This window comes from Streptomyces sp. NBC_00727, assembly GCF_045161745.1.
Taxonomy (GTDB): Bacteria; Actinomycetota; Actinomycetes; order Streptomycetales; family Streptomycetaceae; genus Streptomyces.
The window spans coordinates 5,943,854-5,964,834 of sequence record NZ_CP108981.1; the positions used below are offsets into that span (position 1 = coordinate 5,943,854).

Consider the following 20,981-nt stretch of genomic DNA (forward strand, 5'->3'; position numbering starts at 1 on the left):
TCAGAGCAGCCTGAGCGCGTCCGGCCCCGTCCGGTCCCGGATGATCTCCACCAGCCGGTCGAAGAGGGTCGGACCGCGCCCCGCAGCCGCCTGCGCACACTCCTCGCGCAGGCGGCTGCGGTTGCTCTCATGGGCGCGGGCGGCCAGCCGCTCCAGATAGCGGGCGGTCTCCGCGTACCCCAACGCCCTTGCCGACAGGGTGTGGTCGCGCCACTCGAGGACGAAGTCGCCGTCGTCCGGGGTCCCCATGCCGCCGCCCAGGCAGTCCGCGAAGGAGTCGAGATTCCGGCCGAAGTAGCCGCCGGGCCCGTTCACCGCCTCACCGACCACGGTCCAGAAGCTGTCCGGGCCGGTGATCCGGGAACCCTCGATCACGTAGGTGACGGTCATGGAGCGAGCGTACTCGCGCCGGTCCGCGCCGCAGGTGGGGGACTGCGGCGCGGACCGGACCGGGGGAGTGGTCAGCAGTCGTGGTCGACGAGGTCGAACGTCTCGTAGTGGTCGGCGGTGTAGTAGTCCTCCTGGCTCTCCTCACCCGTGACGACGCGCCGCGCGCCGCGCGTGGAGGAGCCGGGGGTGATGACCGTGTACTCGTGGTAGTAGCCGGTGCTCTGCGAGGGCAGCACGCCCTCGCGGTTCTGGAAGACGGTGCCGTCCTGGTCGTACGGGAACGGGCCGCCGGAGTCGATGAGGTCCAGGGTGTCGTGGGCCTGGGACGGCAGGTCCGAGTAGCAGACGCTGCCGACCGACGTGGTCGTCGCCGACGCGGCCGCCGTGACGGGGCCGCCGACGAGGAGAGCGGACAGAAGGGCGGCCGCGCCGCCGAGCGTGGTGATCCGTGGGGGGATTCGCATGCTCCATGATGACGCGCGTAGACAGCGACCCGTCAACGCCAACTGGGGTGAATTCTTCGAGAGTTAACCGTGGAGAGGGAACACACCCCGCCCCGGCGGGCTCCGGAGTGCCACGGGCGTGCGGCGCTCGAACGGGAGTCCGTGCCCCGTTCACGGGCTGACGGAGCGCCAGATGTGGTACGGGACCGTGCGGACGGCCTCCTCGATGTCGATGTCCCCCACCGCGAGCCAGCGGCGCGCGATGCTCGTCACCGGTCCCAGGATCAGCGACTCCAGGACGGGGAGCGGCAGCGCGGCCAGCTCGCCCGACTCCCGGTGCGCGTGGAGCCAGGCGGCGAGCGGGGCGATCCGGGCCTCCTGGGCGCCCCGGAGCTGCCGGGCGTTGGTGATGGCCTCGCGGTCGGCGGTGACCGAGTGCATCAGCCGGGCCGCGTCCGGATGCTCCTGGACGAAGCGGAGGTACGCCTCCGTCAGCGCGTACACCCCGCCACGCGCGTCCGTGACCTGCCGCATCGCCTCGGCCACCTCGCCGAGGAGGCGGCCCAGCCAGGACTGCGCGAGCGCCAGGACGACGCCCTGCAGGCTGCCGAAGTGGTGGTAGATGCTGCCCGCGCTCACGCCGCTGGCCGAGGTGATCGCGCTCAGCGTGAGGCCGGCCTCCCCCTGGGAGGCGTACAGCTCCAGCGCGCAGTCGAGCACCTGGGCGGCCGTGGCCTCACCGCGCTGCTGCTTCGGACTCATCGGTGCCGCCCCGCTTCCGGAATCAGTGGCTCCCCATGGTGCCGCCGGGAACAGCGTAGAAGAAGGTTCCGGAATTTTTTCCGGAAGTTGTTCCAATTGGTGCCCGCTTTGCTTCACACTGAACGCTTGTCGCGCCAAGTCGCGGCCGCACATGGGGATTTCAGGTGACGGAGGCGGTCCCGGGGGACTGCTGTTCGGAACACACGGGGAGCGCTCGAACATGACCGGCGTGAACAATGACGACCACGCGGACAACGAGGACTACCTCGACGGAGGCATCAAACCGCTGACAGCGTCGGACCCGGCGCGCGTCGGGCCGTATCTCCTGCTCGGCCGGCTCGGCGCGGGCGGCATGGGCCGGGTCTACCTCGCCCGGTCCGACGGCGGCCGCACGGTCGCGGTCAAGGTGGTGCACGCGGAGCATGTCGCGGACCCGCAGTTCAGGGCCCGCTTCCGCCGCGAGGTCGAGGCGGCCCGGCGCGTCGGCGAGCGCTGGACCGCGCCCGTCCTGGACGCGGCGCCGGACGCCGAGTTCCCGTGGGTGGCCACCGGTTACGTCCCCGGACTCTCCCTGGAACAGGTCGTGCGGGGCCACGGCGCGCTGCCCGCCGCCTCCGTGCAGGCTCTCGCCACCGGGCTGCTGCACGCGCTGAAGGACATCCACGCGGCGGGCATCGTCCACCGCGACCTCAAGCCCTCCAACGTGATGCTCACGATGGAGGGGCCCAAGGTCATCGACTTCGGGATCGCCCGCGCCGTCGGGACCACCATCGAGTCCCTGCTCACCAGCACCGGCATGATGATCGGCTCGCCCGGCTTCATGGCCCCGGAGCAGGTGCGCGGGGAGAGCGCGGTCCCCAAGAGCGATGTCTTCACCCTCGGCTGTGTCCTGACGTACGCGGCGACCGGCACGCTCCCGTTCGGGCACGGGGCGAGCAACCAGCACGCGATCATGTACCGGATCGCCGAGGCCGAACCCGAGCTGAAGCGGGTCCGGGACGCGGATCTGAAGGCGCTGATCACCCGGCTCCTGGCCAAGCCGGTCGACGAGCGGCCCTCCGTGGACGAGCTGCTGGCCGAGCCGGGGCGCGAGGCGGACCCGGTCGCCTCCTCGTGGCTGCCCGCCGTCGTCGTGAGCCATCTGGCCCGCCAGTCGGCGCGGTTGCTCGACGCGGAGGCGGAGCCGCTGCGTCAGGAGGGCGACCGCGCGACGATGGACCTCCGGGCGGCGCCAGAGGTGGCGGCGGTGGTGGAGGGCGAGAAGACGGCGGGGAAGCCGAAGCGGGAGAAGCGGCGCCCCTGGATGGTCGCGGTCCCGCTGGTGATCGTGCTCGGCGGGGGCGGCGGCACGCTGGCCGTCCTCCAGCCGTTCAGCCACGACGGCGGCGACGCGCACGCGGCGCCCACGGCCGCCACGTCGACGGGCCCGACCGCCGCACCGGAGCCCTCGGCGGCCGGCAGCGCGTCGCCGACCGGCAGCAGGAGCCCGAAGGCGTCGCCCGGCAAGAAGAAGAAAGAGGCGGACTCCGGCAAGGACGGGGAGCCGGGCAAGGACGGCCGGAGCGCCGGGGACGCGAGCGGCGGCGGCTCGTCGTCCACCGGCGGCGGTTCGTCCACGGGCGGCGGCGGTTCGTCTTCCACCGGGGGCGGCGGCTCCACCACGACCAGCGGCGGGAGCTCGGGCGGCAGCAGCTCGGGCGGCTCCACGAGCACGTCGGGCGGCGGTGGCTCGACCAGCACGTCGGGCGGCTCCTCCACCGGCGGCTCGGGCAGCGGCAGCACGGTGCCCACGGCGTTCGTCGGCACCTGGAAGTACGGCGAGATGTACAACGTGGGCCAGCCGGAGAACATCGCCATCACCGCCGCCGGGGTCGTGCGCATCTCGGGCTTCGCCTACGCCTCCTGTTCCTACGAGGCCAAGGTGACGTCGAAGTCCGGCACCAACCGCATCAACGTCAGCGCCGCCCGGCCGGTGGGGGCGGCCAATCCCATGTGCGCCGACCTCAAGGCGTCCTACTTCGTCATCAGCGGCAGTGGCGTCAACCACAACGTCGAGGGGTTCGACTACTACTACAAACGCGCCTGAACCCCGCAGGATTCGGCCCTGTCCGAAGGGCTCCGCAAGCGTGACAGCCGGTAGGCGGGGCATGCATTGCGTGAGCACCTTCGAGACAGGGGGCGAATGGCCGTGTGGGCGGGGGAAACGATGGAGTGTCACGAAGAGGCCCGGATGCATCGCAGGGTGGACCGGGCCGACCTGGCGGCAGTGGGAGAAGTGCGCGGAGCGGTACGTGAGTTACTGCGCTACCGGTGGAAGGAGGAGCCGGCCCGGGTCGCCGAGCTGCTGCTCAGCGAGCTGGTGACCAACGCCCTGGTGCACACGGACGACGGCGCGGTCGTCGCCGTGAGCGTCGCACCCCGCCGCCTCCGCGTGGAAGTGCGGGACTTCGTCACCGGAATGCCGCCCGAGTCGCACGTACCGCCCGCCGACGACGGTACGCACGGCCGGGGGCTGATCCTGGTGGAGAGCCTCGCCGACTCGTGGGGGGTCAGCCCCCGCGCGCTGGGCAAGGTGGTGTGGTTCGAGCTGGACGGCGAACGGCCCTGAAGGCCCTCGCGGGCCGTCAGGGCCGTTCGTACGCGACCGCCGTCCCGCCTCTCAGCCGAACTGCTGCTCCAGGGCCTTCAGTTTCTGCTCCAGCGAATCGAGCCGGGGCAGGGCCTGGGTGTCGTCCTCGGCGGTGAGATCGACCGGGGCCGATTCGCTGGCGCCCAGTTCAGGGACGCTCGCCGAGTTCGAGTGGTTCACGGCTTGCAGGGATGGCCGGGGTCGCAGGGGCAGCTGACCCGGCTCGGATATGGCGGGCTCCGCGACGGACTGCGCGGAGCCCGTCGCAGGGGCGAGCGCGGCCACCTCGACCTGGGCGCCGCCCCGCCCGAGCCGGCCCCAGGCCCGGTTCTGCCGGTTCAGGGCCTTGATGTGGGCCCGGTCCAGCTTCTCCTGGTCCCTTCTGCGGAGACGGTTCTGCTCCTTCTCCCTGCGGTCCTCGCGTACCTCGTCGACCGCCTCGTCCAGCGTGCGTACGCCTTCGAGGAGCATCAGCGACCAGGCGCCGAAGGTCTCCCGGGGCGCGCGCAGCCAGCGCACGATCCGGATCTGCGGCAGCGGGCGGGGCACGAGGCCCTGCTCGCGCAGGGCGGCCCGGCGGGTCTGCTTCAGCGCGCGGTCGAACAGCACGGCGGCCGAGAGCGACATGCCCGCGAAGAAGTGCGGGGCACCCGCGTGGTTGATGCCGCGCGGCGCGTGCACCCAGTTGAACCAGGCGGCGGCGCCGGCGAAGGTCCACACCAGGAGGCGCGAACCCAGCGCCGCGTCCCCGTGGCTGGCCTCCCGTACGGCCAGGACCGAGCAGAACATGGCCGCACCGTCCAGGCCGAAGGGCACCAGGTACTCCCAGCCGTCGGAGAGGCCGAGGTTCTGCTCGCCGAAGCCGACGAGCCCGTGGAAGGAGAGCGCGGCGGCGACCGCCGCGCAGCAGAACAGCAGCACGTACGAAGCGGTGGCGTACAGGGCTTCCTTGCGTCTGCGCCGCTCCTCGCTGCGCTCCCAGCTGTCGTCGGCCGCGGATGTGCCGGAGGCGCGCTTGCCGCGCGCGACGACCGCCACCGCCGCCATGACCCCCACGAGCAGCACGGCGCCCGGAAGCAGCCAGTCAAGCGATATGTCGGTCAGTCTCATGCGCGGTCCCTTGCGTCACGTAGGGGGTTTCGGACGCCATCGTGGCGGAAACTCCCTCACGTCCAGACGGTTTCGGGACAAGAGAACGCCAATGGGGTGCCGGAGGCCGTCGATGTGGACGATCTGGTCGAACACCCCTCAGTGGTGTGCGCATGACGTTCGAATCGATGTCACCCGTCCGGGCGGTGTGGATCGGCGGAGTCGATCAGGGGGCGGGCGTCAGCTTGCGGACGCGCTCCTCGTCGCACGTACGCGGGCAGGTGACGCAGGTGTCCTCGGGGCGCAGCGTGTAGAAGAGGCAGCAGCTCGCCCGGTCCCGGGTGGGCAGCGACTCCCCGTTCGGGCCGGTCAGCTCGCGGAAGCCCGCGGTGCCGACGTACGGCTTGGTGGTGCCCGGCAGCAGCGCCTCCAGCTCCGTCATGGCGCGTTGCTCCTCGCCCAGCAGATGGGCGACGTACCAGAGGCCCTCGACGATCTCGTCGGTCGCCATCCCCCACAGGGCCCGCTTGCCGCGCCGCATGCGCGGACGGAAGCCGTCGAGCACCGGGCCGAGGTGTTCGGCCACCGCGTCCAGCACCTCGGCCCGCAGCGCGGCCTCGTCGGCCACCACCCGGGCCCCCGGCAGCACGGCCGCCGGATCGTCGGGCAGACAGGCGAACTCCCGCACCCGCAGCGTCAGATGGCCCAGCGCCCGCTGGAACGAGACGTCCTCGACCGGGACGCGAGGCACGCGGCGGTGCAGGAACCACGGAACGGTCACCAGGAGACAGGCCGGCCAGGCGTAGCGGTGCAGTCCGAAGCTGGCGATCACATCGGGCCGGCCCTCCTGGCCGTAGTCCCGCCGCACCTGCTCGGCGTCGAAGGCGAGGAACGTGTCCAGGGCCTTGCCGCCGGCCGCCAGCTCGTGCGCGCCCACCCAGCCGGGACCGCCGGGGGCGCTCCGGCCGTCGGCGAGGATCTCGGCGCGCAGCCCGGGGAAGACCTCGGTCAGGCGCGCGTACGCGTCGGCCACGGGGGAGGCCGTCACTGCGGGGAGCAGGGCGGGCAGGGTCATGCGGGGACCACCGATTCACGATCGTCAGCAGGTAAGCCTTACCTTACCCTGCCGTATCGATGTTTGAACTGGGGCCCCTTGCGCCTATCGTGCACTGAGGGCGCCCCCACGCGCGAGCCGCGCCCGCGACCGGCCGAGGAGGTGCCCGTGGAGCAGGGCAGAGCGCGCGAGGAGGTCCGGCCCCCGTACGGGGCGTCCGCAGCCGTGCCCGCCTCGTCCGTCCGGGTGCCCGAGCAGGCCCGCGGCGAGCACACCCACGGCGAGCACCCGCACGAGGCCCCGCGCGTCCAGGTCCGCCGGCACTCGGTGCGCGGCCAGATCCTGGCGGCCCTGCGCGCCGCCCTCGTCGACGGCGAGCTGGCCCCCGGGCAGGTCTACTCCGCGCCCGCGCTCGGCGCCCGCTTCGGCGTGTCGGCCACCCCGGTACGCGAGGCGATGCAGCAGCTGGCCGTCGAGGGGGCCGTGGAGGTCGTGCCGAACCGGGGCTTCCGGGTCGCCGAGCGCGGACCGCGCGAGCTGGCGGAGCTGGCCGAGGTCCGGGCCCTGATCGAGGTCCCCGTCATGCTGCGGCTCGCCCGCACCGTCCCGCCCGCCCGCTGGTGCGCCCTGCGCCCGCTGGCCGACGCCACCGTGGCCGCGGCGGCCGTCGGCGACCGGGCGAGCTACGCGGAGGCGGACCGGGCGTTCCACGGCGCGGTGCTCACCCTCGCCGGGAACAGCAGCCTGGTGGCGGTCGCCGACGACCTGCACCGCCGCTCCCAGTGGCCCCTGGTGGACAACCCGGTCACCCGGCGCGCCGACCTGCTGGCCGACGCCTCCGAGCACACCGCGCTGCTCGACGCGCTGATCGCCCAGGACGTGGCGGTCGTCCAGTCGCTGGTACGCGAACACTTCGCGGGCGCCGACGGCTGAGCCCCGTACGCCGTGGCGCGTACGGGGTCACCAGGCGTCGCGCGGTCTCAGTTCGCCTCGGCCGTCTCCGGCGGGGGCGGGTCGAGGTGCGGGCCCAGCCAGGTCGGCACGCCGCCCAGCAGCCGGAAGAGGCGGCCCGCCTCGGCGCGCAGCCGGGTCGCCGCCTCGGGCTCCGGCTCGGCGTCGGCCATCGCGATGAGCGCCGGAGCCGTACCGACCAGGTAGCCCAGCTCCTCCCTTATCCGCAGCGACTCCGCGAAGCCGTGCCGGGCCTCGGTGAGCTCGCCCTCGCGCAGGGCGATCAGCGCGAGGTGGCGCCAGGTGGAGGAGAGCAGCAGCGCGTCGCCCTGCGCGGTGGCGCCGGCATGGGCCCTGCGGTAGGCGGCCCGGGCGGCCTGCGGGGAGTCCGCGATGTTCTGCGCGATCAGGCCGCGCCGGAAGTCGAGCAGCGGCCTGCCCTGGGCGGCGGGGGAGAGCAGGGCGGCGGCCCGGCCGAGCGCCACCCGGGCCTCGTCGGCCCGGTCCCGTACACCGAGCAGGGTCGAGGCGTACGCGAGGTAGCCCCGTTCGCACGCGGCCGCGCCGCGCTCCTCGTCGTCGTGGGCCATGGCCTCGGCGGTGCGCAGGGCGTCCTCGGCGTCCGTCCAGCCCTGCCCGGTGTACAGGCACCGCTCGGTCAGCAGGGCCGTCCGCTGGAGGGCCGCGGCCGGGTCGGTGGCGGCGTCGTGCTCCAGCAGGGCCGCGGCGTCCGTCCAGCAACCGCGCGAGCGCAGCCGCCATACCGCGGTCTGGAGCGGAGGATCGTCATCTGCTGTCGTTCCGGAACCAGACATGGCGGTATGCGCCACATTGCCCTCCCCGAGCGCGCCTTCGAGCTGAGTATGAGCCGCATCACAGCATGGAATGGCACGCCGGGCCAAGAGGTCGAGGCAATGTCAGGTGAAAGTTTTCACAATCGGCGGGAGGTCGCCGGGCCTTTGCCGGGCCCGGGAATTCAGCTCATGCGCAGGGCCAGGAAGAAATCGAGCTTGTCCTCCAGGCGCGCCAGGTCACGCCCCGTCAACTGCTCGATTCGCCCGACCCGGTAGCGCAGCGTGTTGACGTGGAGGTGCAGCCGGGCCGCGCAGCGGGTCCAGGAACCGTCGCAGTCCAGGAACGCCTCCAGCGTCGGGATCAGCTCCGCGCGGTGGCGCCGGTCGTACTCGCGCAGCGGGTCGAGGAGCCGCGCGGTGAACGCTTTGCGCACGTCGTCCGGGACGAACGGCAGCAGCAGGACGTGCGAGGCCAGCTCGTGGTGGCCGGCCGCGCAGACCCGTCCCGGACGGGCCGCCGCCACCCGGCGCGCGTGCCGGGCCTCCTCCAGGGCGCCGCGCAGCCCCTCGGCCGAGTGCACCGAGGCGCTGACACCCAGTGTCAGGCGGCCGTCGTCGGCGAGACCCGCGGAGAGCGGGGCGCGCACGGCGGCGAGGAGGGCGTCGGCGTGCAGGGCCGGTCCGTCGCCCTCCGCCGCGCCCTCGGCGCCCTCCGCCCGGTCCGAGGCGGCGGGCAGCGGCACCAGGGCGATCGCCTCGTCACCCGTGTGGGCGACGGCGATCCGGTCCGCCGAGTCGGGTCCGGTCACGGCCGGGTCGACGAGGATCTCCTCCATGAGTGCCTGGGCGACCGGGCCGCCCCGGACCCCGGAGCCGGAAGCGCCGTCCTCGTCCCACTCGACCCGGGCCACCACCACCTGCCAGTGCGGCGCGGTGCCCAGGCCGGGGAGCAGGACCGGGGTGGCCACGCGCAGCCGGGCGGCGATCTCGGCGGGCGCGGCGCCCGCCTGGACCAGCTCCAGGACCTCCTGGGCGAGCCGGCGGCGCACCGTGCGGGCCGCGTCGCGCCGGTCGCGTTCGACCGCGATCAGCTGGGTGACGCCCTGGAGGAGGTCGAGCCGCGCGGCCGGCCAGTCGCTCGCGTCGGCCTCCACGGCCAGCAGCCAGTCGGAGAGCACCGATTCGCGCACGTCGCGGGTGGCCGGAGCCGCCCCGCCCCGGCCGTTGTTCCGGATCGGGAAGAGTGAATACGTCGTACCGCCCAGGGCGGCCCGGTGCGGGGCGCGGCGGCCGGAGCGGACGGCGGCCAGATGCAGCCCGGCCAGTTCCGCCCCGGCGGCGGCGGACAGCGGGGCGCCCGCGCCCGCGATCTGCCGGCCGGTGGGGGAGAGCACCCAGGCATGGAGGTCCAGGTCGGAGCCGAGAAGGTCGAGGACCACCTCCGGGCCGCCGCCCGCGGGGCCCGAGGTCATCAGCCTGCGGTGCCGGTCCACCACCGCTGCCAGGTCGCCCGCCCGCTCGCCGGACACCTGGCGGACCACGTACTCGGTGATCGTTGCGAACGCGACCGTCTCGTGGACGGCGAACAGTGGCAGCCGGTGCCGGCGGCACGCCTCGACGATGTCGTCCGGGATGTCACCCAGCTCCGCCTCGCCCGCCGCGAGACCGGCGACCCCGGCGCCCGCCAGGATGCGCACGAAGGGCTCCGAGTCCTCGGCGTCCCGGCGCCAGGCCAGACCGGTCAGGACCAGCTCGCCGCCGGTGAGGTAGCGGCTCGGGTCGCGCAGGTCGGTGGTCATCACCCCGCGGACCGACCGGTCCAGCTCATCGTCGCCGCCGAGCAGCCGCAGGCCCAGCGCGTCGTTCTCCAGCAGTGCGCGCAGCCGCATCGGGTCGCCGCCGATCTCTTTCGTTGGTACGGGTGAAGTCTGGGTGTTGCGGCGAGGCCGTTGAGCCCCGCCATTCGTTCGAATCTACAAGACATGAGCGGAGACCGGCCAACCGCTTCATGGGTTCGGTGACTGCACCAGGTGGAGCAGGGCTTGTGTACTGGGCCACACACCGCGTGAACAAGACATGAACAAGTTCGAGGGCCGGCCGTCACCCAGCCCAGCGTGAAGATCCGATTGAGAAGAAGAGAGCCACCATGGACTTCCTTCGCCCCGCAAGCTGGGAGGAGGCGCTCGCCGCCAAGGCCGAGCACCCGACGGCTGTGCCCATCGCCGGGGGCACCGATGTGATGGTCGAGATCAACTTCGACCACCGGCGCCCCGAATACCTCCTGGACCTGAACCGCGTCGGTGAGCTCACCGAGTGGGAGGTGGGCCAGGAGAACGTACGGCTCGGCGCCTCGGTCCCGTACAGCCAGATCATGGAGCACCTGCGGGCGGAACTGCCCGGTCTCGCGCTCGCCTCGCACACCGTCGCCTCCCCGCAGATCCGCAACCGCGGCGGCGTCGGCGGCAACCTGGGCACCGCGTCCCCGGCCGGTGACGCCCACCCCGCCCTGCTCGCCGCGGGCGCCGAGGTGGAGGCCGAGTCCGTACGCGGCACCCGGATGATCCCCATCGACGCCTTCTACACCGGCGTCAAGCGCAACGCCCTCGAACCGGACGAGCTGATCCGGGCCGTGCACATCAAGAAGGCCGACGGGCCGCAGCAGTACTCCAAGGTCGGCACCCGCAACGCGATGGTCATCGCCGTCTGCGCCTTCGGCCTCGCCCTGCACCCCGAGACCCGCACGGTCCGCACCGGCATCGGTTCCGCCGCCCCGACACCCGTACGGGCCAAGGAGGCCGAGCAGTTCCTGAACGCCGCCCTGGAAGAGGGCGGGTTCTGGGACAGCCGGACGATCATCACCCCGTCCGTCGCCCAGCAGTTCGCCACGCTCGCCGCCGGCGCCTGCAACCCGATCGACGACGTCCGCGGCACCGCGAGCTACCGCCGGCACGCCGTCGGCATCATGGCCCGCCGCACCCTCGGCTGGGCCTGGGAGTCATACCGCGGCAACGGCCGCAGCACCGAAGGAGCCGCCTGATCATGCGCGTCAATTTCACGGTCAACGGCCGCCGCCACGAAGCCGACGACGTCTGGGAGGGCGAGTCCCTCCTCTACGTCCTGCGCGAGCGCATGGGCCTGCCCGGCTCCAAGAACGCCTGCGAGCAGGGCGAGTGCGGCTCCTGCACGGTCCGCCTCGACGGCGTCCCCGTCTGCTCCTGCCTGGTCGCCGCCGGACAGGTCGAGGGCCGCGACGTCGTCACCGTAGAAGGGCTGGCCGACTTCGCCGCCCACCGCGCCGAGGCCCACCCCGGCACCGGCTGCGCCTCCGGCGCCTGCGGCACCTCCCTCGACCGGGCCAAGCGCTGGAAGGCCGAGCCGGCCGCGGGCGACGAGACCCGCGACACCGGGGAGCTCTCCCCGATCCAGCAGGCCTTCATCGACGCCGGAGCCGTCCAGTGCGGCTTCTGCACCCCCGGCCTCCTGGTCGCGGCCGACGAACTCCTGGAGCGCACCCCGCAGCCGTCCGACGCGGACATCCGCGAGGCGCTCTCCGGCAACCTCTGCCGCTGCACCGGCTACGAGAAGATCCTCGACGCGGTCCGCCTCGCGGCCGCCCGCGCGGAAGAGACGGTCTAGACGATGGGCGTTACCGGTTCCCCCACCAACATCAACCAGGGCACCCGCACCAAGGGCGGCATCGGCGAGTCCACGCTGCGCCCCGACGGCATCCTGAAGGTCACCGGCGAGTTCGCGTACTCCTCCGACATGTGGCACGAGGACATGCTCTGGGGCCACACCCTGCGCTCCACCGTCGCCCACGCGGAGATCGTCTCGATCGACGTCTCCGAGGCGCTGGCCACCTCCGGCGTCTACGCGGTCCTCACCTATGACGACCTGCCGGCCGCGATGAAGAACTACGGCCTGGAGATCCAGGACACCCCCGTCCTCGCCCACGGCCGGGTCCGCCACCACGGCGAGCCCGTCGCGCTCGTCGCCGCCGACCACCCGGAGACGGCCCGCCGCGCCGCCGCGAAGATCCGGATCGACTACCGCGAGCTGCCCGTCGTCACCGACGAGGCGTCCGCGACCGCGCCCGGCGCCCCCCTCATCCACGAGGGCCGCGACGACCACCACATCGGCCATGTGCCGCACCCCAACATCGTCCACCGCCAGCCGATCGTCCGCGGCGACGCGGCGGCGGCCGAGGCCCGGGCCGATGTGATCGTCAAGGGCGACTACTACTTCGGCATGCAGGACCAGGCGTTCCTCGGCCCCGAATCCGGCCTCGCCGTACCCGCAGAGGACGGCGGCGTCGACCTGTACGTGGCCACCCAGTGGCTCCACTCCGACCTGCGCCAGATCGCGCCCGTCCTCGGCCTGCCCGAGGACAAGGTCCGCATGACGCTCTCCGGTGTCGGCGGCGCCTTCGGCGGGCGCGAGGACCTGTCGATGCAGATCCACGCCTGCCTGCTCGCCCTGCGCACCGGCAAGCCCGTGAAGATCGTCTACAACCGCTTCGAGTCCTTCTTCGGGCACGTCCACCGCCACCCGGCCCGGCTCCACTACGAGCACGGCGCCACCCGCGACGGCAAGCTCACGCACATGAAGTGCCGCATCGTCCTGGACGGCGGCGCCTACGCCTCCGCCTCCCCGGCCGTCGTCGGCAACGCCTCCTCGCTGGCCGTCGGCCCGTACGTCGTCGACGACGTCGACATCGAGGCGATCGCCCTCTACACCAACAACCCCCCGTGCGGCGCCATGCGCGGCTTCGGCGCCGTCCAGGCGTGCTTCGCCTACGAGGCCCAGATGGACAAGCTCGCCGCCGAGCTGGACATGGACCCGGTCGAGTTCCGGCAGCTCAACGCCATGGAGCAGGGCACCCTGCTGCCGACCGGACAGGTGGTCGACTCGCCCGCCCCGGTCGCCGAACTGCTGCGCCGCGTCAAGGCGATGCCGATGCCGCCGGAGCGCCAGTGGGAGAGCGCCGGCGAGCACGCCGACGTACGGGCGCTGCCCGGCGGCCTGTCCAACACCACCCACGGCGAGGGCGTCGTACGCGGCGTCGGCTACGCGGTCGGCCTGAAGAACGTCGGCTTCTCCGAGGGCTTCGACGACTACTCCACCGCCCGGGTCCGCATGGAGGTCATCGGCGGCGAACCCGTCGCGACCGTGCACACCGCCATGGCCGAGGTCGGGCAGGGCGGCGTCACCGTGCACGCCCAGATCGCCCGTACCGAACTCGGCGTCGCCCAGGTCACCATCCACCCCGCCGACACCAGGGTCGGCTCCGCCGGGTCCACCTCCGCATCCCGCCAGACGTACGTCACCGGCGGCGCGGTCAAGAACTCCTGCGAGGCCGTCCGCGAACAGGTCCTGGAGCTCGGCCGCCGCAAGTTCGGCACCTACCACCCCGCCTGGGCCACCGCCGAACTCCTCCTGGAGGGCGGCAAGGTCGTCACCGACGGCGGCGAGGTGCTGGCCGACGTCGCGGACGTCCTGGAGGACGAGGCGATCGACATCGAGCTGGAGTGGCGCCACCGGCCCACCGAGCCCTTCGACCTGCGCACCGGACAGGGCAACGGCCACGTCCAGTACTCCTTCGCCGCGCACCGGGCGGTCGTCGAGGTCGACACCGAACTCGGCCTGGTCAAGGTCATCGAACTGGCCTGCGCCCAGGACGTCGGCAAGGCGCTCAACCCGCTGTCGGTCGTCGGCCAGATCCAGGGCGGCACCATCCAGGGAATGGGCATCGCCGTCATGGAGGAGATCATCGTCGACCCGGTGACCGCGAAGGTGCGCAACCCCTCCTTCACGGACTACCTCCTCCCCACCATCCTCGACACGCCGACCATCCCGGTCGACGTGCTCGAACTCGCCGACGACCACGCCCCGTACGGGCTGCGCGGCATCGGCGAGGCCCCGACCCTGTCGTCCACCCCGGCCGTCCTCGCGGCGATCCGGAACGCGACGGGTCTGGAGCTCGACCGGACACCGGTGCGGCCCGAACACCTCACCGGCGTCTGACCGGGGCTCCGCCCCCACCGCTCTCCGGGCGGTGCGCGCCACCGGCGAACGTCACACTTCCCCGGCCCGCACCGCCCGGAGGCCCAGGGTCCCCGCACCGCTCGCGGCCCCCAGCCCCCCGCACCGGAACAGCACCACCCGTTCCGATTCCTTCCTGCATGAACAGTTCGTCTCGGGCCGTCCCCCGGGTCGTGCCGCCAGCGCAGTCATCCCAAATCCCGCATTTCGATTCTTCATCGCGGGTGCCCCTGTGAACCTTGGGAGTCAGGCATCATGACCCAGCAGTCAGTGCAGCCGAAGACCGGTGCGGAGGACGCGGGCCCCGGCTCGCGCGTCCCCGCCGGCAGATCATGGCTCGACCGGTACTTCCACATATCCGACCGCGGTTCGACCGTGGCGCGGGAAGTGCGCGGCGGCGTCACGACCTTCATGGCCATGGCGTACATCCTTCTCCTCAACCCGCTGATCCTCGGCGGCAAGGACGTCGACCAGAACGTGCTCAGCCAGCCGGCGCTGATCACCGCCACCGCGCTCGCGGCGGCGGCGACCACCCTGCTGATGGGCTTCGTCGGCAAGGTCCCCCTCGCGCTCGCCGCGGGCCTCAGCGTCTCCGGAGTCCTGTCCTCGCAGGTCGCCCCCGAAATGACCTGGCCGCAGGCCATGGGCATGTGCGTGATGTACGGCCTGGTGATCTGCCTCCTGGTGGTCACCGGTCTGCGTGAGCTGATCATGAACGCGATCCCGCTCCCGCTGAAGCACGGCATCACCATGGGCATCGGCCTCTTCATCGCCCTGATCGGGCTCTACAAGGCCGGCTTCGTCGGCAAGGGCACCGCGACCCCGGTGACCCTCGGCCCCGCCGGGGAACTCGCCGGCTGGCCCGTGCTGGTCTTCGCGGTCACCCTGCTGCTCATCTTCATGCTCCAGGCCCGCAACATCCCCGGCGCGATCCTCATCGGCATCGTCGTCGGCACGGTGGTCGCCGTCGTGATCAACAAGGTCGCGGACGTCGACCCGAAGATCTGGAGCAGCGGCCCGCCGGAGCTCAAGGGCTCCGCGGTCTCCTCGCCGGACTTCTCGCTCTTCGGAGACGTCGACTTCGGCGGCTGGGGCGACGTCGGCGCGATGACCGTCGGCTTCATCGTCTTCACCCTGGTGCTCGCCGGCTTCTTCGACGCGATGGCCACCATCATCGGCGTCGGTACGGAGGCCGGGCTCGCCGACGACAAGGGCCGCATGCCGGGCCTGTCCAAGGCGCTGTTCATCGACGGCGCCGGCGGCGCGATCGGCGGTGTCGCCGGCGGTTCCGGGCAGACGGTCTTCGTGGAGTCCGCGACCGGCGTCGGCGAGGGGGCCAGGACCGGCCTCGCCTCCGTCGTCACCGGCCTGTTCTTCGCCGCCTGCCTCTTCTTCACCCCGCTCACCGCGATCGTGCCCGCCGAGGTGGCGTCCGCCGCCCTCGTGGTCATCGGCGCCATGATGATGCAGAACGCCCGGCACGTGGACTGGAGCGACCGCGCCGTGGCCATCCCCGTGTTCCTCACGGTGGTCCTGATGCCGTTCACGTACACCATCACCACCGGTGTCGCGGCGGGCGTCATCTCCTACGCCGCCATCAAGGCCGCCCAGGGCCGGGCCCGCGAGGTCGGCGCCTTCATGTGGGGCCTGACGGTGATCTTCGTCGTCTACTTCGCCCTGCACCCGATCGAGAGCTGGCTCGGCGTCAGCTGACCCGCCGCTCCCACACCCGCCAAGGAGACCGAGATGCTGGACATCGCCGAAGAGCTCGACCGCTGGGCCGGGCAGGGACGCGATTTCGCCGTGGCCACCGTCGTCGCCGTCGGCGGCAGCGCCCCCCGCCAGCCGGGGGCCGCGCTGGCCGTCGACCGCGACGGCACGGCGATCGGCTCGGTCTCCGGCGGGTGTGTGGAGGGTGCGGTGTACGAACTGTGCCAACAGGCCCTCGACGACGGCCTGACCCGCCTCGAACGCTTCGGCTACAGCGACGAGGACGCCTTCGCGGTCGGCCTGACCTGCGGTGGCGTCATCGACATCCTGGTGACCCCGGTCCGGGCGGACGACCCCGCCCGCCCGGTGTTCACCGCCGCGCTCGCCGCCGCCGTACGGGGGGAGGCCGCGGCGATCGCCCGGATCACCGAAGGCCCCGCCGAACTCCTCGGCCGCCCCCTGCTGGTGCGCCCCGACGGCACGTACGAGGGAGGGCTCGGCGGACACCCCGAGCTCGACCGCACCGCGGTGGCCGAAACCCGCGCCATGCTCGACCAGGGGCGCACCGGCACCCTCACCATCGGCGCCGACGGCTCGCGCTGCGGGCAGCCCCTCGCGCTGCTCGTGGAGTCCAGCGTCCCGCCGCCCCGGATGATCGTGTTCGGGGCCATCGACTTCGCGGCGGCCCTCGTCCGGGCCGGCAAGTTCCTCGGCTACCACGTCACGGTGTGCGACGCGCGGCCCGTCTTCGCGACGAAGGCCCGCTTCCCGGACGCCGACGAGCTGGTCGTCGACTGGCCGCACCGCTACCTGGCCGGCACCACCGTGGACGGCCGCACGGTCCTGTGCGTCCTCACGCACGACGCCAAGTTCGACGTGCCCCTCCTGGAGGCGGCGCTCAAGCTGCCCGTCGCGTACGTCGGCGCGATGGGCTCCCGCCGCACCCACCTCCAGCGCAACGAACGGCTGCGCGAGGCCGGGGCCACCGAGCTGGAGCTGGCCCGCCTGCACTCGCCGATCGGCCTCGACCTCGGAGCCCGTACGCCCGAGGAGACAGCCCTGTCCATCGCCGCCGAGATCGTCGCCGTCCGGCGCGGCGGCAGCGGCGCCCCGCTGACCGGCGCGCACACGCCGATCCACCACCCCGGAGGGCTGCCCCCGGCGGGCCGCATCGGCTCCGTGGCCTGAAGTGGCCCCCGCGCGCCCCGGCCACGCGGTGTCCGGGTCCGGCGGGTAGCCGCCACGGCACATTCGCGCCAGGCGCGGACCGTCCCGCGGCGGCGGGTTTACCGGTAGATCAACAGGCATGACATTCACCCCCTCCACCGCGACCGGCCGGGCGAGACCCGCTCGAGCCGGGCGACGCACCCTCCTCATAGCCACCGCCGCGGCCCTGGTGAGCGGCGTGCTGCTGCCCGTCACGGGCACCGCTTCGGCCGCCCCGGCCCCCGCCGCCGGGACCACTCCCGCGGCCGGGCCCGTTCACCGCTACGACATCACCCTCGTCACCGGCGACGTCGTCCACTACACGGACGGCACGGGCAACCAGGACACCGTCACCGTGGACCGCCCCGAGGGCGCCACCGGCGGCGTCCACGTCCAGCAGGCCGGGGACGACATCTACGTCCTGCCCGACGAGGCGCAGAGCCTGCTCGCGGCCGGCAAGCTCGACCGCCACCTCTTCAACGTCTCCGTGCTCGCGAAGATGGGCTACGACGACAAGGCGACCGGCGGCATTCCGCTGATCGCCACCTACCCCGCCTCCAAGGCCCGTTCGCTGCCCGTCGCCCCGCGCGGCAGCAAGGCCGTACGACAGCTGGAGTCCATCCACGGCGCCGCCCTCAAGGCCGGCAAGGACACCGCGCGCTCCTTCTGGAACGACATCGCGCGCACCGCCACGGCCCGTTCGCTGGACAACGGCATCGCCAAGCTCTGGCTCGACGGCCGCGCCGAGGCCGCGCTCAAGGACTCCGTGCCGCAGATCAACGCCCCGCAGGCCTGGGCCGAGGGCTACGACGGCAAGGGCATCAAGGTCGCCGTCCTGGACACCGGCATCGACGCCGGCCACCCGGACGTCAAGGACCGCATCCTGGAGTCGAAGAGCTTCGTGCCGGGCGAGGAGGTCGACGACAAGAACGGCCACGGCACGCATGTAGCCTCCACGATCGCCGGCTCGGGCGCCGCGTCCGACGGCGTCAACAAGGGCGTCGCCCCCGAGGCCGGGCTGCTCGTCGGCAAGGTCCTCAGCAACGAGGGCTCCGGCGCGGACTCCGGGATCATCGAGGCCATGGAGTGGGCCAAGGCGGAGGGCGCCGACGTCGTCTCCATGAGCCTCGGCTCCAGCATCCCGGACGACGGCAGCGACCCGATGTCCCAGGCCGTCAACTCCCTCTCGGCGGACGGCGGCCCGCTCTTCGTGATCGCCGCCGGCAACGCGTACGGCGCGGGCACCATCGGTTCGCCCGGCTCGGCGGACAAGGCGCTCACCATCGCCGCCGTCGACAAGCAGGACAACCGCGCGGACTTCTCGTCCATGGGGCCGCTGACTCGCTCCTACGGCCTCAAGCCGGACCTCTCGGCGCCGGGCGTCGGCATCAATGCGGCCGCCTCGCAGTCGGTCCCCGGCATCGAGGGCATGTACCAGTCCATGGACGGTACGTCGATGGCGACCCCGCACGTCGCGGGCGCCGCCGCGATCCTCAAGCAGCGCCACCCCGACTGGACCGGCCAGCGCATCAAGGACGCGCTGATGTCCTCGTCGAAGGTGCTGCCCGCCTACACCCCGTACGAGCAGGGCACCGGCCGGGTCGACGTGAAGGCCGCCATCGACACGACCATCGAGGCCACGGGCTCCGTCGCGGTCGCCGCGTACGACTGGCCGCACAGCGCCTCCGACCCGGTCACAGAGCGCACCATCACCTACCGCAACACGGGCACCGCCGACGTCATCCTCGACCTGGCGACGGACAGCGCCTCGGACGCGTACACGCTCTCGGTGAAGAAGCTGACCGTCCCGGCCGGCTCCACCGCCGAGGCCGTCCTCACGCTCGACCCGTCGAAGGTCGAGCCGAACACCACCTTCTCCGGGCAGGTGATCGCCAAGGACGCCTCCGGAGCCGTCGTCGCGCACACCGGATTCGCGCTCAACAAGGAGCAGGAGCTCTACGACCTCACGCTCCGGCTCCGCGACCGCTCCGGCAAGCCCATGGACGGCGTCGTCGTCATCGGCGCCCTCGGCGACCCGAACCTGTCACCGGTGCAGGTGTCCGGCGACACCACGCTGAGGCTGCCCCCGGGCAACTACACCGCCTGGACCGCCGCCGACGTCAAGGGCGACACCGCCGACTCCAAGGCCCTCGCCTTCCTGGCGGCCCCCGAGATCGTCCTCGACAAGCCGGTCACGGCCACCCTCGACGCCTCCAAGGCCCGCAAGGTCAGCGTGCGCACGCCGAAGGAGACCGAGACCCGCCAGCTCCGCTACGACATGGCGCGCACCGCACCCGACGGCACCGTCCAGCGTGACGCGTACCAGATCCCGCTGACCTACGACCAGCTGTGGGCGGCCCCGACCAAGAAGGTCACCCAGGGCGACTTCTCCTTCCTGACCCGCTGGCGCCAGGGCGAGAAGCTGCTCGACCTGACCGCCGACGGCCGGGACGTCCCGGCCACCGTGCAGAACGGCTCCCCGGTCGCCGAGGACAGCCGCGCCAGGCTCCGCGGTGTCTACGCGGGCAACGGCTCGGCCGCCGACTACAAGCACCTCGACGCCAAGGGCAAGGCCGTCGTGATCCGCAGCAGCGACACGGTGGCCCCGGCCGACCGGGCCGCCGCCGCCTTCGCCGCCGGTGCGAAGGCGCTGTTCGTCGTCAACCAGGGCGACGGCCGGCTGATGGAGTCCTACGGCGACTACGGCACCACGCTCGCCCTCCCGGTCGCCACCGTCCAGCGGCTCGCCGGCGAGAGCCTGATCAAGGCCGCCCAGCGCGGCAGGAAGCTGACCGTCGAGCAGCACAAGTACGCGAGCTACGTCTACGACCTGGTCGACCGCCACAACGGCACGGTCCCGGACCGCTCGCTCGCCTTCGCCCCCTCCACCCGTCAGCTGGCGAAGATCGAGAACACCTTCTACGGCCACCGGGACGTCGTCGGCGGCGGCTTCCGCTACGACATCCCCGAGTACGGCCCCGGCATCGGCTTCGCCGAGTACGAGAAGTACCCCTCCACCCGCACCGAGTGGGTCACCCCGCTGCCGGGCGCCTCGTTCTGGTACGAGGACCACGCGCAGTACAACGCCGAGGGCACCGACACCGCGCTGGAGGAGCGCGGCGGCGAGATGGACTACCGGGCCGGCGGCACCGACAAGGCCCAGTGGTTCGCGCCCGTCACCCGGCCGCGCCTCGGCACGGGCTACTGGGGGCCGTTCCGCTCCCAGTGGGGCGACATCCAGTACAACATCACCCCGTGGACGGACAGCGGGGCCGGCCACTCGGGCGCCATGCCGGACAAGGAGTACGACACCGGCAAGGCCGCGGTCTACCAGGGCGACAAGCTGCTCGACGAGGCCGCGGGCCGCGCCGGCTACGTCGGGGACCTGCCCGCCGAGGAGCTGCCCTACCGCCTGGTCCTCGACGCCTCGCGCGACGCGGACACCTGGAAGACGTCCGTGCGCACCCACACGGAGTGGTCGTTCGTCTCGGGCGCCAACGGCCCCGAGGATCCGTACCAGGTCGACATCCCCATGCTCCAGCTCGACTACGACGTCGCCACGGACCTCGCCGGTGACGTCCGGGCCGGCAAGTGGACCGAGATCGGTCTGTCGTCCACCACGCAGGAGTGGCTGGAGGGCGCCGTGAAGGCGGCGAAGGCGTCCCTGTCGGTGAGCTACGACGACGGGAAGACCTGGAGCGCGGTGCAGCTCAAGAAGGACCGGACGGGTTCCTGGACCGCCCGGTTCAAGACCCCGAAGAAGGGCGCGGCCGCGGTCTCCCTCAAGGCCCACGCCGAGGCCGCCGGGGGCCTCGCGGTGGACCAGGAGATCATCCGGGCGTTCGGCCTGAAGTGACCCGCTGAACACTCCGTACGAGGCGGCCGCTCATCCCTTCCCGGGGTGGGCGGCC

General features: G+C 72.6%; 16 protein-coding genes. 9 read left to right on the plus strand and 7 right to left on the minus strand.

Annotation, left to right across the window (positions count from 1 at the left end):
- The 3 genes from OG242_RS26915 to OG242_RS26925 form a co-directional block, all read right to left on the minus strand.
- Entirely contained in the window at nt 1–390 is a 390-nt protein-coding gene (locus tag OG242_RS26915; RefSeq protein ID WP_405900593.1) for a barstar family protein, read from the minus strand.
- Between the two features lie 71 nt (nt 391–461).
- The gene (locus tag OG242_RS26920) at nt 462–854 is read right to left on the minus strand and encodes a ribonuclease domain-containing protein (RefSeq protein WP_405900594.1); all 393 of its coding nucleotides are present in this window, start codon (nt 852–854) and stop codon (nt 462–464) included.
- A 150-nt stretch (nt 855–1,004) separates the two neighbouring features.
- The gene (locus tag OG242_RS26925; protein WP_405900595.1) at nt 1,005–1,595 is read right to left on the minus strand and encodes a TetR/AcrR family transcriptional regulator; all 591 of its coding nucleotides are present in this window, start codon (nt 1,593–1,595) and stop codon (nt 1,005–1,007) included.
- Nucleotides 1,596–1,815: 220 nt separating this feature from the next.
- Here OG242_RS26925 and OG242_RS26930 point away from each other — a divergent pair, with 220 nt between their 5' ends.
- Entirely contained in the window at nt 1,816–3,681 is a 1,866-nt protein-coding gene (locus OG242_RS26930) for a serine/threonine-protein kinase (RefSeq protein WP_405900596.1), read from the plus strand.
- A 156-nt stretch (nt 3,682–3,837) separates the two neighbouring features.
- Nucleotides 3,838–4,203 carry an ATP-binding protein gene (locus OG242_RS26935; protein WP_405901739.1) on the plus strand — a complete coding sequence of 122 codons (366 nt, stop codon included), beginning with the start codon at nt 3,838–3,840 and terminating at the stop codon, nt 4,201–4,203.
- A gap of 51 nt (nt 4,204–4,254) precedes the next feature.
- Here OG242_RS26935 and OG242_RS26940 read toward each other — a convergent pair whose 3' ends face one another.
- Together OG242_RS26940 and OG242_RS26945 are read right to left on the minus strand one after the other, a co-directional pair.
- Nucleotides 4,255–5,334 (minus strand): DUF2637 domain-containing protein, encoded by a 1,080-nt coding sequence (locus OG242_RS26940; protein WP_405900597.1) that lies wholly within the window; start codon nt 5,332–5,334, stop codon nt 4,255–4,257.
- A 205-nt stretch (nt 5,335–5,539) separates the two neighbouring features.
- On the minus strand, nt 5,540–6,388 hold the full coding sequence (locus tag OG242_RS26945) for a (2Fe-2S)-binding protein (protein ID WP_405900598.1): 849 nt from the start codon (nt 6,386–6,388) through the stop codon (nt 5,540–5,542).
- Between the two features lie 147 nt (nt 6,389–6,535).
- Here OG242_RS26945 and OG242_RS26950 point away from each other — a divergent pair, with 147 nt between their 5' ends.
- The gene (locus OG242_RS26950) at nt 6,536–7,300 is read left to right on the plus strand and encodes a GntR family transcriptional regulator (protein ID WP_405900599.1); all 765 of its coding nucleotides are present in this window, start codon (nt 6,536–6,538) and stop codon (nt 7,298–7,300) included.
- A gap of 47 nt (nt 7,301–7,347) precedes the next feature.
- On the opposite strand, the gene OG242_RS26955 is transcribed toward OG242_RS26950, so the two are convergent.
- Nucleotides 7,348–8,133, minus strand: coding sequence for a hypothetical protein (locus tag OG242_RS26955; RefSeq protein ID WP_405900600.1), 786 nt, complete (start codon nt 8,131–8,133; stop codon nt 7,348–7,350).
- Nucleotides 8,134–8,294: 161 nt separating this feature from the next.
- Nucleotides 8,295–10,001: a PucR family transcriptional regulator gene (locus tag OG242_RS26960; RefSeq protein WP_405900601.1), complete on the minus strand. Its 1,707-nt coding sequence runs from the start codon at nt 9,999–10,001 to the stop codon at nt 8,295–8,297.
- Nucleotides 10,002–10,258: 257 nt separating this feature from the next.
- Here OG242_RS26960 and OG242_RS26965 point away from each other — a divergent pair, with 257 nt between their 5' ends.
- The 6 genes from OG242_RS26965 (at nt 10,259) to OG242_RS26990 (ending at nt 20,926) form a co-directional block, all read left to right on the plus strand.
- Nucleotides 10,259–11,149, plus strand: coding sequence for an FAD binding domain-containing protein (locus tag OG242_RS26965; protein WP_405900602.1), 891 nt, complete (start codon nt 10,259–10,261; stop codon nt 11,147–11,149).
- A 2-nt stretch (nt 11,150–11,151) separates the two neighbouring features.
- Entirely contained in the window at nt 11,152–11,748 is a 597-nt protein-coding gene (locus tag OG242_RS26970; RefSeq protein ID WP_093704893.1) for a (2Fe-2S)-binding protein, read from the plus strand.
- 3 nt (nt 11,749–11,751) lie between these two features.
- Nucleotides 11,752–14,136 (plus strand): xanthine dehydrogenase family protein molybdopterin-binding subunit, encoded by a 2,385-nt coding sequence (locus OG242_RS26975; protein WP_405900603.1) that lies wholly within the window; start codon nt 11,752–11,754, stop codon nt 14,134–14,136.
- A gap of 273 nt (nt 14,137–14,409) precedes the next feature.
- The gene (locus tag OG242_RS26980; protein ID WP_405900604.1) at nt 14,410–15,867 is read left to right on the plus strand and encodes an NCS2 family permease; all 1,458 of its coding nucleotides are present in this window, start codon (nt 14,410–14,412) and stop codon (nt 15,865–15,867) included.
- Nucleotides 15,868–15,900: 33 nt separating this feature from the next.
- On the plus strand, nt 15,901–17,052 hold the full coding sequence (locus OG242_RS26985; RefSeq protein WP_405900605.1) for an XdhC family protein: 1,152 nt from the start codon (nt 15,901–15,903) through the stop codon (nt 17,050–17,052).
- 118 nt (nt 17,053–17,170) lie between these two features.
- Nucleotides 17,171–20,926: a S8 family serine peptidase gene (locus OG242_RS26990; protein ID WP_405900606.1), complete on the plus strand. Its 3,756-nt coding sequence runs from the start codon at nt 17,171–17,173 to the stop codon at nt 20,924–20,926.
- Nucleotides 20,927–20,981: the final 55 nt, after the last annotated feature.

Coding starts and splice junctions, on each gene's coding strand:
- OG242_RS26930 (WP_405900596.1), top strand. CDS start 1,816: ATGACCGGCGTGAACAATGACGACCACGCGGACAACGAGGACTACCTC.
- OG242_RS26980 (WP_405900604.1), top strand. CDS start 14,410: ATGACCCAGCAGTCAGTGCAGCCGAAGACCGGTGCGGAGGACGCGGGC.
- OG242_RS26915 (WP_405900593.1), bottom strand. CDS start 390: ATGACCGTCACCTACGTGATCGAGGGTTCCCGGATCACCGGCCCGGAC.
- OG242_RS26985 (WP_405900605.1), top strand. CDS start 15,901: ATGCTGGACATCGCCGAAGAGCTCGACCGCTGGGCCGGGCAGGGACGC.
- OG242_RS26945 (WP_405900598.1), bottom strand. CDS start 6,388: ATGACCCTGCCCGCCCTGCTCCCCGCAGTGACGGCCTCCCCCGTGGCC.
- OG242_RS26925 (WP_405900595.1), bottom strand. CDS start 1,595: ATGAGTCCGAAGCAGCAGCGCGGTGAGGCCACGGCCGCCCAGGTGCTC.
- OG242_RS26955 (WP_405900600.1), bottom strand. CDS start 8,133: ATGTCTGGTTCCGGAACGACAGCAGATGACGATCCTCCGCTCCAGACC.
- OG242_RS26990 (WP_405900606.1), top strand. CDS start 17,171: ATGACATTCACCCCCTCCACCGCGACCGGCCGGGCGAGACCCGCTCGA.
- OG242_RS26970 (WP_093704893.1), top strand. CDS start 11,152: ATGCGCGTCAATTTCACGGTCAACGGCCGCCGCCACGAAGCCGACGAC.
- OG242_RS26965 (WP_405900602.1), top strand. CDS start 10,259: ATGGACTTCCTTCGCCCCGCAAGCTGGGAGGAGGCGCTCGCCGCCAAG.
- OG242_RS26940 (WP_405900597.1), bottom strand. CDS start 5,334: ATGAGACTGACCGACATATCGCTTGACTGGCTGCTTCCGGGCGCCGTG.
- OG242_RS26920 (WP_405900594.1), bottom strand. CDS start 854: ATGCGAATCCCCCCACGGATCACCACGCTCGGCGGCGCGGCCGCCCTT.
- OG242_RS26975 (WP_405900603.1), top strand. CDS start 11,752: ATGGGCGTTACCGGTTCCCCCACCAACATCAACCAGGGCACCCGCACC.
- OG242_RS26960 (WP_405900601.1), bottom strand. CDS start 10,001: ATGCGGCTGCGCGCACTGCTGGAGAACGACGCGCTGGGCCTGCGGCTG.